The sequence below is a fragment of the Streptomyces sp. NPDC006193 genome, assembly GCF_040613915.1.
Taxonomy (GTDB): Bacteria; Actinomycetota; Actinomycetes; order Streptomycetales; family Streptomycetaceae; genus Streptomyces.
In genome coordinates, this window is record NZ_JBEXTB010000010.1 from 34,597 (window position 1) to 47,776 (window position 13,180).

At 72.5% G+C, this 13,180-nt stretch carries 10 protein-coding genes; 7 read left to right on the top strand and 3 right to left on the bottom strand.

What is annotated here, in order from left to right:
- Nucleotides 1-27 precede the first annotated feature (27 nt).
- From ABZ261_RS12760 to ABZ261_RS12775, 4 genes are all read left to right on the top strand, one after another.
- On the top strand, nt 28-1,836 hold the full coding sequence (locus ABZ261_RS12760; RefSeq protein WP_356858277.1) for an ABC-F family ATP-binding cassette domain-containing protein: 1,809 nt from the start codon (nt 28-30) through the stop codon (nt 1,834-1,836).
- A 246-nt stretch (nt 1,837-2,082) separates the two neighbouring features.
- Nucleotides 2,083-4,128: a PQQ-binding-like beta-propeller repeat protein gene (locus tag ABZ261_RS12765; protein ID WP_356858279.1), complete on the top strand. Its 2,046-nt coding sequence runs from the start codon at nt 2,083-2,085 to the stop codon at nt 4,126-4,128.
- Between the two features lie 87 nt (nt 4,129-4,215).
- Nucleotides 4,216-5,985, top strand: coding sequence for a PQQ-binding-like beta-propeller repeat protein (locus ABZ261_RS12770; protein ID WP_356858281.1), 1,770 nt, complete (start codon nt 4,216-4,218; stop codon nt 5,983-5,985).
- A gap of 179 nt (nt 5,986-6,164) precedes the next feature.
- Complete coding sequence (locus ABZ261_RS12775) at nt 6,165-6,860, top strand: response regulator transcription factor (RefSeq protein WP_356858283.1); 696 nt, start codon at nt 6,165-6,167, stop codon at nt 6,858-6,860.
- A gap of 135 nt (nt 6,861-6,995) precedes the next feature.
- Here ABZ261_RS12775 and ABZ261_RS12780 read toward each other — a convergent pair whose 3' ends face one another.
- Together ABZ261_RS12780 and ABZ261_RS12785 are read right to left on the bottom strand one after the other, a co-directional pair.
- Complete coding sequence (locus ABZ261_RS12780) at nt 6,996-7,334, bottom strand: hypothetical protein (protein WP_356858285.1); 339 nt, start codon at nt 7,332-7,334, stop codon at nt 6,996-6,998.
- Nucleotides 7,335-7,355: 21 nt separating this feature from the next.
- Complete coding sequence (locus ABZ261_RS12785) at nt 7,356-9,035, bottom strand: sodium:solute symporter family protein (RefSeq protein WP_356858287.1); 1,680 nt, start codon at nt 9,033-9,035, stop codon at nt 7,356-7,358.
- Nucleotides 9,036-9,213: 178 nt separating this feature from the next.
- Here ABZ261_RS12785 and galT point away from each other — a divergent pair, with 178 nt between their 5' ends.
- Genes galT through galK form a run of 3 tightly spaced genes read left to right on the top strand, consistent with a single transcriptional unit; the run spans nt 9,214 to nt 12,418 of the window.
- Nucleotides 9,214-10,305, top strand: coding sequence for a galactose-1-phosphate uridylyltransferase (galT, locus tag ABZ261_RS12790; protein ID WP_356858289.1), 1,092 nt, complete (start codon nt 9,214-9,216; stop codon nt 10,303-10,305).
- Nucleotides 10,302-11,264 (top strand): UDP-glucose 4-epimerase GalE, encoded by a 963-nt coding sequence (galE, locus tag ABZ261_RS12795; protein WP_356858291.1) that lies wholly within the window; start codon nt 10,302-10,304, stop codon nt 11,262-11,264. The genes galT and galE overlap by 4 nt, the downstream gene beginning before the upstream one ends.
- On the top strand, nt 11,264-12,418 hold the full coding sequence (gene galK / locus ABZ261_RS12800) for a galactokinase (RefSeq protein ID WP_356858293.1): 1,155 nt from the start codon (nt 11,264-11,266) through the stop codon (nt 12,416-12,418). The genes galE and galK overlap by 1 nt, the downstream gene beginning before the upstream one ends.
- Nucleotides 12,419-12,533: 115 nt before the next feature.
- On the opposite strand, the gene ABZ261_RS12805 is transcribed toward galK, so the two are convergent.
- A complete protein-coding gene (locus ABZ261_RS12805; protein WP_356858295.1) occupies nt 12,534-12,977 on the bottom strand; it encodes a GNAT family N-acetyltransferase in 444 nt (147 codons plus the stop codon).
- Between the last annotated feature and the right edge of the window lie 203 nt (nt 12,978-13,180).

Genomic DNA, 13,180 nt, shown 5'->3' on the forward strand with positions numbered 1-13,180 from the left:
TGACCGACCCCCGCGCACAGGAGTGAAATGGCCGTCAACCTGGTCAATGTCGAGAACGTCAGCAAGGTGTACGGCACGCGTGCCCTCCTGGACGGGATCTCCCTGGGGGTGTCCGAGGGCGACCGCATCGGTGTGGTCGGACGCAACGGCGACGGCAAGACGACGCTGATCCGGATGCTGGCGAAGCTGGAGGAGGCCGACACCGGGCGGGTCACGCACTCCGGCGGGCTGCGGCTCGGCGTGCTCACCCAGCACGACTCCCTCGACCCCGCGGCGACCGTCCGCCACGAGGTCATCGGCGACATGGCCGACCACGAGTGGGCCGGCGACGCCAAGGTCAGGGACGTGCTGACCGGGCTGTTCGGCGGGCTGGACCTGCCGGGCTTCCCGAAGGGCCTGGACACCGTCATCGGGCCGCTGTCCGGTGGCGAGCGGCGCCGGATCGCGCTGGCCAAGCTGCTCATCGAGGAACAGGACCTGATCGTCCTGGACGAGCCCACCAACCACCTCGACGTCGAGGGCATCGCCTGGCTCGCCGAACACCTGCGCAACCGGCGCTCGGCGCTGGTCTGCGTGACCCACGACCGGTGGTTCCTGGACCAGGTGTGCACGCGCATGTGGGACGTGCAGCGCGGCGCCGTGTACGAGTACGAGGGCGGCTACTCGGACTACGTCTTCGCCCGCGCCGAACGCGAGCGGATCGCCGCCACCGAGGAGGTCAAGCGGCAGAACCTGATCCGCAAGGAGCTGGCCTGGCTGCGGCGCGGGGCGCCCGCCCGGACGTCCAAGCCGCGCTTCCGCGTGGAGGCCGCCAACGAGCTGATCGCGGACGTGCCGCCGCCCCGGGACAGCAGCGAGCTGATGAAGTTCGCCTCCTCGCGGCTGGGCAGGACCGTCTTCGACCTGGAGGACGTCACCGTCCAGGCCGGCCCCAAGGTGCTGCTCAAGCACGTCACCTGGCAGCTCGGGCCCGGCGACCGCATCGGTCTGGTCGGCGTCAACGGCGCCGGCAAGACCTCCCTGCTGCGCGCGATGGCCGCGGCGGCCCGCAGCGAGGGCGAGGAGCAGCCGGCGGGCGGCCGTATCGCCGTCGGCAGGACCGTCAAACTCGCCTACCTCTCCCAGGAGGTCGCCGAACTCGACCCCGAGTGGCGGGTGCTGGAGGCCGTCCAGCGGGTCCGCGAGCGCGTCGACCTCGGCAAGGGGCGCGAGATGACCGCCGGGCAGCTCTGCGAGACCTTCGGCTTCACCAAGGAGAAGCAGTGGACCCCGGTGGGGGACCTCTCCGGCGGTGAGCGGCGCAGGCTGCAGCTGCTGCGGCTGCTCATGGACGAGCCCAACGTCCTGTTCCTGGACGAGCCCACCAACGACCTCGACATCGAGACCCTCACCCAGCTGGAGGACCTCCTCGACGGCTGGCCCGGCTCGATGATCGTCATCTCCCACGACCGGTTCTTCCTGGAGCGCACGACGGACCGGGTGTTCGCCCTGCTCGGCGACGGCACGCTGCGGATGCTCCCGCGCGGCGTCGACGAGTACCTGGAGCGGCGGCGCCGCATGGAGGAGGCGGTCGCCGCGCAGACCGCCGCCGCGGCGCCCCGGCCCGCCGCGCCGGAGCGGAGCGCCGCCGACCAGCGCGCCGCCAAGAAGGAACTCCAGAAGATCGAGCGCCAGTTGGACAAGATCTCCGAGAAGGAGTCCCGGCTGCACGCCCAGATCGCCGAGAACGCCACCGACTTCGCGAAGGTGGCCGAACTCGACGCCCAGCTGCGGGAGCTGGCCGGCGAGCGCGAGGAACTGGAATTGCGCTGGCTGGAACTGGCGGAAGACGCCTGACCTTTCCCCCTCTCGCGCCGGGGCACGCCAGGGGGCGCGTGCGCCGCGCGCGCCGGGGGCGCGAAGGCGCGTAACGGCGGCATCACGGCCCGGTCCGCCCTTGGGAACAGGGGCGGACGCGGGCCGGTGCGCTGTCGGCGCCGGGTGATAGAAAGAGCCGTCTGACACCTGTCTGCGTACGACCTTGGGTCCGTGAACGAACCTCGGGGCGTGGCTAAAAATCAGTGAACGAGGGGGAGAGCGCTGATGACTCAGCCGCCCAACCAGCCGCCGCACAACGCTTCCGGGGCGCCGCAGGACCAGTCGCCGCAGGGCGGTGACCACGGCGCCCCGAAGACCCCGCCCGCACAGAGCGGCCCCGGCACGCCGGAGACCCCACCGGCGCACAGCGGTTCCGGCGCCCCCGACTCCCCGCCCGCGCAGGGCAACTCCGGTGTCCCGCAGACGCCTCCGGCGCCGGACGGCTTCGGCGCTCCCCGAATACCGCCCGCGCAGGGCGGTTCCGGCGCCCCCGACACCCCGCCCGCGCAGGGCAACTCCGGTGTCCCGCAGACGCCTCCGGCGCCGGACGGCTTCGGCGCTCCGGCAGCGCCTCCCGCGCCGGGTGGTTTCGGCGCCCCCCAGACGCCGCCCGCGCCGGCGGGGTTCGGGGCCCCGCCCGCATCTCCCGCGCAGGGTTTCGGTGCGCCGCAGCCGCCCGCCGGACCCCCGCCGCAGCCCCAGCCGGGCTACGGCTATCCGCAGCCGGGCCCGTACGCCGGCGCACCGGGTCCCTACGGCTACCCGCAGCCCCCGCAGCAGCCGGGCCCGTACGGGCCGCAGCCCGGCTACGGGCACCCGCAGCCGCCGTACCCGGGCGTGCCCGGCGCCGCCCCCGGCGGATCCGGGAAGAAGACGGCGCTGATCGCCGGCGCCGCGGTGGCCGCGCTGCTCGTCATCGGCGGCACCGTGTACGCGGTCACCGGCGACTCCGGCGAGGGTGCGAAGAAGCCCGTGGCCGCGCCCAGCGACACCCCCGGGCGGTCCGCCTCCGGCACGCCGTCCGCACCCGCCGCCGGTGACGACCCGGAGCACCTGAACGAGGGCCGCCGATCCGGCGAGGGCAGGGTGCTCTGGTACAAGCCCGCGCCGGACGCCCCGGCCTCCGGCGCCGACGCGCCCGGCATGTGGATCACCGGCGACACGGCGGTGAAGGCGGCGTACAAGCAGGTCTTCGCCTTCGACGCCGGGGACGGGAAGACCGCCTGGGGGCCGGTCGCCTTCCCGCAGAAGATCTGCGCGGTCACCCCGCAGAAGTCGGCCGACGACAAGATCGTCGTGGCGTACATGAGCGGCGCCAGCGAGCGCGCCAAGTGCAACCGGCTGCAGCAGCTCGACCTGGCCACCGGCGAGAAGGGCTGGAGCGCCGAGGTCGCCGACGGAGGACTGTTCGACAGCGCCCTGAGCGTCGAACTGACGGTCAGCGGCGACACCCTGATGGTGGGCCGGTCCCAGTCGGGCACGGCCTACGACATCGGCAGCGGCAGGAAGCTGTACGACAAGAAGAAGTACGGCGCGGCCTGCTTCCCGGCCGCGTTCGCGGGCGGCACCGGCCGGCTGATCCAGGTCGCCTCCTGCGGCGCGGGCACCGGCACCGCGCACGACGAGATCCAGGAACTCGACCCGGCGACGGGCCGGGTCCGCTGGACCCAGCCCGTCAAGAAGGGCTGGGAGGTCTCCCGGACGTACTCCGTCGACCCGCTCGTGGTCTACCTGACCAACCGGGAGAAGAAGGCCTGGAACATCTCCACCTTCACCGCGGACGGGAAGTTCCGCTCCGAGGTCGAGGTCGACGAGAAGTTCGCCCCCCGCTGCGGCTGGGCGATCCTCGAACGCGACCTGCAGGGCTGCCGGGGCGTCGCGGTCGACGCCGACACGCTGTACCTGCCCACCGATTCCACCCTCAGCGCCAACGAGATCGTCGCCATCGGCCTCGCCGACGGCAAGGAGAAGTGGCGGGCGAAGTCCCCGGCGGACAAGCCGATGTCCCCGGTGAAGGTCGAGGACGGCAAGCTCGTCGCGTATGTGCAGCCGTCGTACGACGCGGGCGGCCAGGTGGTGTCGATCCCGGTGACCGGCTCCTCCCACCGGGTGACCAGGCTGCTGCAGAACCCGCAGCGCGCCGCCGGGGCCGAGAACGCCTTCTACGACGGGGTCGTCGACTGGTCCGGCGGGCGGTTCTTCCTCTCCGCGGGCCGGCTGTCCGGCCGCGACGACGCGAAGGAGAAGCTGATCATGGCCTTCGGCGGCTGAGCCCGGCGCACCGCCCCGGCCCCCGCCGTCCCCTCCCGCGTCCCCTCCGCCGTCCGGCCTTCGAGCGTCACCGAGGTAACCCGCCCCATGACCCAGCCGCCGCCCCCCGGCCAGCCCCCGCAGCCCCCGAACCAGCCGCCCCCGAACCAGCCGCCCCCGCCGCCGGCCCAGCCCCCGCAGGCCCCGCCGCCGGGCTACGGCTACCCCCCGCCCGCACCCCCGCAGCCGCCGGCCCAGCCCGGCTACGGCTACCCCGGCGTCCAGCAGAACCCGTACGCCCAGCAGCCCCCGGCGTACCCGGCGTACCCCGCCCAGCCGGCGAACCCCTACGCCCAGCCCACGCACCCCGTGCCGCCCGTGCCGCCCGGCTACGGCCGTCCGGGCCCGGGCCTGCCGCCGACCGCGCCGATGCCGTCCGGGCCCGGGAGGGGCGGCGGGCGGAACAACACCGCGCTGTTCATCGTCGTGGCGGCGGTCGTCGCCATCGCGCTGATCGTCGGCGGCGGCGTCTGGTACGCCCGGTCCTCCGGCGACGACGGCACGCGGCACGGCAGCGCCGCCTCCTCCGGCGGCGCCGGCGGCGGCCGGAAGGGCTCGGGCGCCTCCGGCGGCGAGGAGAAGGCGCCCGCCGACCCCTCCGCCAGGCTGCTCTTCAAGGTGCCGCTGCCCGAGAGCGACGGCACGGTCGTCACCTCGGGTTCGTGGCTGACGGACACGGTGTACGCCAAGAGCGGCATCGCCGAGATCGTCGGCTACGACCCGGCGAAGGGCACCGAGCTGTGGACGATCAAGCTGCCCGGCCCGGTCTGCGCGGCCGCCCGCCACGTCACCGCGGACGGCCGGACGGCGATCACCTTCCAGCCCCGGATGCCCCCCAAGAACTCCTCCGCGGGATGCAGCCGGGTCGCGGCGATCGACCTCGCCGCCGGGAAGAAACTGTGGACGAAGTCGATCAAGTCGGGTGACTTCCCGATCACCCTGCAGAACGTGGCGGTCGCCCAGCACACCGTCGCGGTCGGCAGCTACGAGGGCGGCGCGGCGTTCGACATCGACACCGGCACGTCGCTGTGGCAGCCCAAGCAGGACGACACCTGCTACGACGCCGGCTACGGCGGCGGCGACCGGCTGGTGGCGGTGCGCAAGTGCGGCGAGTACGACAACCGGCAGCTGCACATCCAGACCCTCGACCCGAAGAGCGGCAAGGTCCTCTCCGAGTACAAGATGCCCGACGGCATCGAGTACGCGGCCGTCGTCTCCACCGACCCGCTGGTGGTCGCCGCCGACGTCGGCAGGAGCGGCAGCGGCGTCTCGGACTACTTCTCCGTCGACAACAGGACCGGCCAGCTGCTCGCCCGCATCCCCGCCTCCGCCGACACGTACGGGGGCCGCTGCGACGGCATCACCCTCGTCGACGGCTGCCGGCAGGTCGTCGCCGGCAACGGCAGGCTGTACCTGATGACCAGGACGCACGACGGTTCGGGCCGGTACTCCCGGACCAACGAGATCGTCGCCTTCGACCTGAGGACCGGCAAGCAGACCGGCCAGCGCGCCGAGGCCGGCGACGGCTACACCCTGTCCCCCCTGCGCATGGACGGCGGCAACCTGATCGCCTACAAGGCGCCGCCGTACGACAAGGGCGGCCAGGTCGTCAGCATCGACGGCGGTTCGTTCGAGCAGACCGAGCTGCTGGAGAACCCGGCGACGCGCAGCGTGCGCGAGGGGGAGACCGGTCTGCTGCCCGAGTACGCGGAGCTCCTCTTCGGCAGGGGCCGCCTGTACATGTCGGCGGTGTACGCCAGCAAGTCGTCCGCGTCCTACGACCGTTACCTGGTGATGGCCTTCGGCACGGACGGCTGACACACCGCCACCGCCGGCCTCACCCGCACGGGTGACATGCCGAGAAGTGCCCCGGATTCATCGATCCGGGGCACTTCTCGTGGAGAGGGGCAGCGCGAGGTCGAACAAGCGTGTAGCTTCCGGGGGCATGAAGGGCGGGGCATGAAGGGCGGGGGCCCGGGGGACTGGGGGGTTGGTCTATGGGAGCACGGCTCATGGTCGTCGACGACCATCGCCTGCTCGCGGAGGCGCTGGCGTCGGCGCTCAAGCTGCGCGGACACCGGGTGCTCGCGGCGGCGGCGCCGGCCGCGGGGGCGGCGGACCTGGTGATCGCGCGGGCGCCGGAGGTGTGTCTGCTGGGCACCGCCGCGCCGGCCGAGCCGGGGGCGTTCGACCCGGTGGTGAAGATAAAGCGGGAGCGGCCGCAGGTGGCGGTGCTGGTGCTGGGGCCGGTCCCGTCGCCGCGCGGGATAGCCGCGGCCTTCGCCGCGGGCGCGTCCGGCTACGTGCGGCACGACGAGCGGATCGAGGGGGTCGAACGGGCCATCGTCAAGGCCCGGGCCGGTGAGGCGGCGGTGGCGCCGCAGCTGCTCCAGGGGGCCTTCGGCGAGCTGCTGAACCCGGCCGCGCAGCCCGACGACGAGGCGCAGCGGCTGCTGGAGATGCTGACGCCGCGCGAGGTGGAGGTGCTGGTGCGGGTCGCCGAGGGGGAGGACACCCGGCGGATCGCCGCGGGCATGGGGATCGCGCCGAGCACCGCCCGGACGCATGTGCAGCGGGTACTGATGAAGCTGGGGGTGGGGTCGCGTCTGGAGGCGGCGGCGCTGGCCGCGCGGACCGGCCTGCTGGACCGCGTGGGCCCGCTGGGCGGCGTCGGCGGGACGGCACCGGAGTAGGCGTCCCGGCCGGCGCCCGGAAGGCGCGCGGAAGGGGCGCGGGGAACTGCGCGAGCAACCCCACGCGCCCGCAACCGGCGTACGGCCCGTCGGCCCCGGACCCGTTCGTCGGCGTACGGCCCGTCGGCCCCGGAACTACTCCGTGTCCTCGGCCGGACCCTCCGCGGGCAGCGGCGGCGGAGTGGGCCGCAGCTTCAGCCAGGCCAGGAAGAACACGCCCAGGAGCAGCATGCCGATCCCGGTCCAGAGGTTGATGTTGACGCCCTCGGCCTTGTCGATCGCGGCCTGCGAGTCGGTGATGCCGGTGATCGTGACGATCACGCCGTACAGCACGAACAGGCCGCCGATGATGCGGCGCAGGTCGAAGATGCGGGCCGCGGTCGCCGACTTCGTCTCCAGCTCGGAGACCTCCCGCTGGACGTCCTGCTCGGTGTAGTGCAGCGGACGGCGGGGGTGGTCAGGGTTCTCGGTCATGGTTTCCTCGATCCTCCCGCGTCAGAACGAGAACGGGATGTAGCAGACGGCGGCCAGGACGACCGCGCCCCAGCCCAGCAGGGCCGGCCTGCGGTACCAGGCGTCGTCGCCCACGGCGGGCGGTTCGGACATGCCGGGGGAGCGGGTGCCGTAGACCAGGCCCTGCAGCTCCTGTGCCGGCTTCGGCTTGGTGAACAGGGACACCGCGAACATCACGACCGCGCCGGCGACGAAGCCCGCGATCGCGGAGACGAAGTTGGCACCCTGGTCGGACGGGATGGAGATGATGCCCTTCTTGTAGAAGACGAAGTAGTTGACCATGGCCGCCGTGGTGCCGGCGAGCAGGCCCCAGAAGCCGGACTTCGCGGACGCGCGCTTCCAGAACATGCCGACGATGAAGACGACGAACATCGGCACGTTGAAGAAGGAGAACAGCGTCTGCAGGTAGCTCATGATGTTCGAGAACGAGGACGCCAGGAACGCCGTGCCGACGGAGGCGCAGACGCCGATCGCGGTGATCAGGCGGCCGAACCGCACGTAGTACCCGTCCTCGCGGCCCCGCACCACGTACTTCGCCCAGATGTCGTTGGTGAACACCGTGTTGAAGGACGACACGTTCGCCGCCATGCCCGCCATGAAGGCGGCCAGCAGACCGGTGACGGCGATGCCGAGCACGCCGTTGGGCAGCAGCTCCTGCATGAGGTAGGGGATGGCGTCGTTGTACTGGTAGCCGGAGGCGGCGGTGCCGAACTTCGGCACCAGCGCGGCGGCGACCAGGCCGGGGATCATCACCAGGAAGACGATGAAGATCTTCGGGTAGGCGGCGATCAGCGGGGTCCGCTGCCCGGCGGAGAGGTTCTTCGCGGACAGGGCGCGCTGCACCTCGGCGAAGTTGGTGGTCCAGTAGCCGAAGGACAGCACGAAGCCGAGGCCGAGGACGATGGTCAGCCAGTTGGCGCCGAGCGGGTTGGCGTGCCCGATGCCGGTGCCGCCCCAGGCCGTGGTGAAGTCGGCGCCGTGGTCCGCGGTGAGCTTGTCGGTCAGGCCGCCCCAGCCGCCGGCCTTCTTCAGGCCGAGGACGGTGATCGGGATGAGGGCGGCGAGGATCACGAAGAACTGCAGCACCTCGTTGTAGATCGCCGAGGACAGGCCGCCCAGGGTGATGTACGCGAGCACGAAGGCACCGGCGACCACGATGGCCACCCACTGCGGCCAGCCGAGCAGTGCCTCCACGACGATCGCGAGGGCGTAGAGGTTGACGCCCGCGATCAGGATGGCGGCGAACGCGAACAGGATCGAACTGAGCAGGTGGGCGCCGCGGTCGAACCGCAGCAGCAGGAACTCGGGGACCGAGCGGACCTTGCTGCCGTAGTAGAACGGCATCATCACCAGGCCCAGGAAGACCATCGCGGGGATGGCGCCGATCCAGTACCAGTGCACGGTGTACGCGCCGTACTGGGCGCTGTTCGCGGCCATGCCGAGGATCTCGGTGGCCGCCAGGTTCGCCGAGATGAACGCGAGGCCCGTGATCCAGGCGGGCAGCGAGCGGCCGGAGAGGAAGAAGTCGAGGCTGGTCTTCACCGAACGGCGGGCGGCGAAGCCGATGCCGAGGACCACGACGAAGTAGATCACCAGGATCGTGTAGTCCAGCCAGTTGGTGGGGAGCCGTAGCTCCGCCGCCAGAGAGGTAGCGGTTTGCATGGGGAACTCGCTTCGTTGCGCGAACTGATCAGTGCGGAACCTACGCCCCCGTGTTCAGTATTTGAACACTTCTGTTGATGTTCTTTGTTTGATCGTGATGATTCTCAGCGTTGTCGAGTTGTGATCTGTTATGTTTGATTGTGTTGAGTGATTGGGTGCGGGACGTGAGGAGTCCGGCGTGAAGAAGACGTCGACCCGGCTGGCCGACGGCCGGGAGCTGATCTACTACGACCTGCGGGACGACACCGTGCGGGACGCGGTGGACCGCCGGCCGCTGGACCGTACGGTCACCACGTCCGAGATCCGGCGCGACGCGCTGCTCGGCGACGCGGTCGCCGTCGCCTCCCACCGCCAGGGCCGCACCTACCACCCGCCCGCCGACGAGTGCCCGCTGTGCCCGACCCGCGACGGGCGGCTCAGCGAGATCCCGGACTCCTCGTACGACGTCGTCGTCTTCGAGAACCGCTTCCCCTCGCTGGCGGGCGACTCCGGCCGGTGCGAGGTCGTCTGCTTCACCTCCGACCACGACGCCTCCTTCGCCGACCTCACCGAGGAGCAGGCGCGGCTGGTGCTGGACGCCTGGACCGACCGCACCGCGGAGCTGTCGCATCTGCCCTCCGTCGAGCAGGTCTTCTGTTTCGAGAACCGGGGCGCCGAGATCGGCGTGACGCTCGGACACCCGCACGGACAGATCTACGCCTACCCGTTCACCACCCCCCGCACCGCGCTGATGCTCCGCTCGCTCGCCGCGCACAAGGAGGCCACCGGCGGACAGAACCTGTTCGACGCGGTGCTGGAGCGGGAGCTCGCCGGTGAGCGGGTCGTCCTGGAGAGCGAACACTGGGCGGCGTTCGTGCCGTACGCGGCGCACTGGCCGTACGAGGTCCACCTCTACCCCAGGCGCCGCGTGCCCGACCTCCTCGCCCTGGACGAGGCGGCGCGCACGGAGTTCCCCCGGGTCTACCTGGAACTGCTGCGGCGCTTCGACCGGATCTTCGACGGGCGGGCGGACGGGGGCGAGGGCCCCGCGGGTCCGACGCCGTACATCGCGGCCTGGCACCAGGCGCCGTTCGGCCCGGCCGGGGAACCCGGGGACGGCTCCGCCGTGACGCGGGACGACTTCGCGCTGCACCTCGAGCTTTTCACCATCCGCCGCACTTCCGGCAAGCTGAAGTTCCTCGCGGGTTCCGAGTCCGGCATGAGCGTGTTCATCAACGATGTGCCGCCGGAGCGCGCGGCGAAACGACTGCGAGAGGTAGCGAGTTCATGAAGTACCTGGTGACGGGTGGCGCGGGATACGTCGGCAGTGTCGTGGCCCAGCACCTGCTGGAGGCCGGCCACGAGGTCACCGTCCTCGACAACCTCTCCACCGGCTTCCGCGAGGGCGTCCCCGCCGGCGCCGCGTTCCTCGAGGGCGACGTCCGCGACGCGGGCAAGTGGCTCGACCCCTCCTACGACGGCGTGCTGCACTTCGCCGCGTACTCGCAGGTCGGCGAGTCGGTGGTGAAGCCGGAGAAGTACTGGGACAACAACGTGGGCGGCAGCATGGCCCTGCTCGCCGCGATGCGCGAAGCGGGCGTCCGCACGCTGGTCTTCTCCTCCACGGCGGCCACCTACGGCGAGCCGGAGCAGGTCCCGATCCCGGAGACCGCCCCCACCAGGCCGACCAGCCCCTACGGCGCCTCCAAGCTCGCCGTCGACCACATGATCACCGGCGAGGCGCACGCCCACGGCCTGGCCGCGGTCTCCCTGCGCTACTTCAACGTCGCCGGCGCCGAGGGCCCCTGCGGCGAGCGCCACGACCCCGAGTCGCACCTCATCCCCCTGGTCCTCCAGGTCGCCCAGGGCAGGCGGGACGCCATCTCGGTCTACGGCGACGACTACCCCACCCCCGACGGCACCTGCGTGCGCGACTACATCCACGTCGCCGACCTCGCCGACGCGCACCTGCTGGCCCTGAAGGCGGCCCGGCCGGGCGAGCACCTGATCTGCAACCTCGGCAACGGCAACGGCTTCTCCGTCCGCCAGGTCATCGAGACCGCCCGCCGGGTCACCGGCCACCCCATCCCCGAGGTGGTCGCCCCGCGCCGCGGCGGCGACCCGGCGGTCCTGGTCGCCTCGGCCGACACCGCCCGCGAGAAACTGGGCTGGAACCCGAGCCGCGCGGATCTCGCGGACATCGTCGCGGACGCATGGCGGTTCGCGCAGAGCATCACGAGGGAGCACTAGTGGGGGCACAGCAGGTCGCCGAGCGCTTCGCCGAGCTGTACGGGGCGGAGCCTCAGGGCGTGTGGGCGGCGCCGGGCCGGGTCAACCTCATCGGCGAGCACACCGACTACAACGACGGCTTCGTCATGCCCTTCGCGCTGCCGCACCGTACGCTCGCGGCCGTCTCCCGCCGGGACGACGGCGTCCTGCGCCTGCACTCGGCGGACATCGGCGGCCCCGCCGTGGAACTGCGGCTGGACGACCTCGCGCCCCGGAGCGACGGCGCATGGACCGCGTACCCGGCGGGCGTGGTCTGGGCCCTGCGCGAGGCGGGCCACGCGGTCACCGGCGCCGACGTCCACCTCTCCTCCACGGTCCCGACGGGCGCGGGCCTGTCCTCCTCGGCGGCCCTGGAGGTCGTGACCGCCCTCGCCCTCGACGACCTGTACGGCCTCGGCCTGCCGCGCTGGAAGCAGGCCCGCCTGTGCCAGCGCGCCGAGAACGTCTACGTCGGCGCGCCCACCGGGATCATGGACCAGACGGCATCGGCCTGCTGCGAGGCGGGCCACGCCCTCTTCCTCGACACCCGGGACCTGTCCCAGCAGCAGATCCCCTTCGACCTCGCGGCCGCGGGCCTGCGCCTGCTGGTCGTGGACACCCGGGTCCAGCACGCCCACAGCGGCGGCGAGTACGGCAAGCGCCGGGCGGGCTGCGAGAAGGGCGCGGCGCTGCTCGGCGTCGACGCCCTGCGGGACGTCCCCTACGACGGGCTGGACGCGGCCCTCGCCCGCCTCGGCGGCGAGGAGGAGGTCGTCCGCCTGGTCCGGCACGTGGTGACGGAGAACGAGCGGGTCGAACGCACGGTCGCCCTGCTGCGCGCGGACGACCCCCGCGCCATCGGCCCGGTGCTCACCGAGGGCCACGCCTCCCTGCGCGACGACTTCCGCATCTCCTGCCCGGAGCTGGACCTGGTCGTCGACACCGCCCTGTCCGCCGGCGCCCTGGGCGCCCGCATGACCGGCGGCGGCTTCGGCGGCTCGGCGATCGTCCTGGCGGAGGCGACGGACGTGGGCACCTTGACGAAGACGCTGGAGGAGGCCTTCGCGGCGGCCGGCCGCACCCTTCCGCGGGTCTTCGAGGCGGTGCCCTCCGCGGGCGCCGGCCGGCTGCTCTGAGGCGCACCCGCGACGATCCGCACCGGCCCCGCGCACGCCCGGCCCCGCGCACGCCCGGTGTGCGCGGGGCCGGCGGCGTCCCCGGGCGCGGGACCCCGCCGCCGGGGCCTCCGCGTCAGCGCAGGCGCTTGGCCAGGAGGTACTCCGTCACCCCCGGGGGGTAGTCCGGGACCACGCCCACCACCTCGTAGCCCTGCTTCTCGTAGAACGCCGGGGCCTGGAAGTCCCAGGTCTCCAGGCGGGAGGCGGTGCAGGCGCGCTCGGTGCGGGCGAGGTGTTCCGCGCGGGCCAGCAGACGCGAGCCGAGGCCCGCGCCGCGGTGGCGGGCGTCGACCCACAGGTAGGTCACATGCAGCCAGCTGGTCCAGGTGTGGCCGACCAGGCCGCCCGCCAGGCCGCCCTCGCCGTCCAGTGCCCACACGTGCAGCGGGGCCTCGCGTTCGGCGGGCGTGCCGCGCAGCGCCGACAGCACCGGGGACGCCGCCGTGTTGGTCTCCCGCAGCCGCTTGCGGAGCAGATCGCGTCGGCCTTTGTCGACTTCCGCCTCGATACGAAACATGCGGCACACCATAAGCGCGCCGGACGGCCAGTTCTGGAAATCGTCTTCCGCCGCGTGCTCCCGTCCGTACTCTGAGGAGCAGCACCGGTGGGGGCCGGTGCCCTCAGGGGGCGAGACAGGCGGGTACGGCGCCCGCGGTGGGGGTAGCACTCTCCGCAACGGCGGCGGCCGTTGCGGCGCTCCCGAGCCGCGGTCGCCGTCCC

Bases quoted from the DNA above. Each gene is read 5' to 3' on its own strand.
- ABZ261_RS12805 (WP_356858295.1), bottom strand. From the start codon at position 12,977: ATGTTTCGTATCGAGGCGGAAGTCGACAAAGGCCGACGCGATCTGCTC.
- ABZ261_RS12775 (WP_356858283.1), top strand. From the start codon at position 6,165: ATGGGAGCACGGCTCATGGTCGTCGACGACCATCGCCTGCTCGCGGAG.
- ABZ261_RS12770 (WP_356858281.1), top strand. From the start codon at position 4,216: ATGACCCAGCCGCCGCCCCCCGGCCAGCCCCCGCAGCCCCCGAACCAG.
- ABZ261_RS12760 (WP_356858277.1), top strand. From the start codon at position 28: ATGGCCGTCAACCTGGTCAATGTCGAGAACGTCAGCAAGGTGTACGGC.
- ABZ261_RS12785 (WP_356858287.1), bottom strand. From the start codon at position 9,035: ATGCAAACCGCTACCTCTCTGGCGGCGGAGCTACGGCTCCCCACCAAC.
- ABZ261_RS12765 (WP_356858279.1), top strand. From the start codon at position 2,083: ATGACTCAGCCGCCCAACCAGCCGCCGCACAACGCTTCCGGGGCGCCG.
- galE (WP_356858291.1), top strand. From the start codon at position 10,302: ATGAAGTACCTGGTGACGGGTGGCGCGGGATACGTCGGCAGTGTCGTG.
- ABZ261_RS12780 (WP_356858285.1), bottom strand. From the start codon at position 7,334: ATGACCGAGAACCCTGACCACCCCCGCCGTCCGCTGCACTACACCGAG.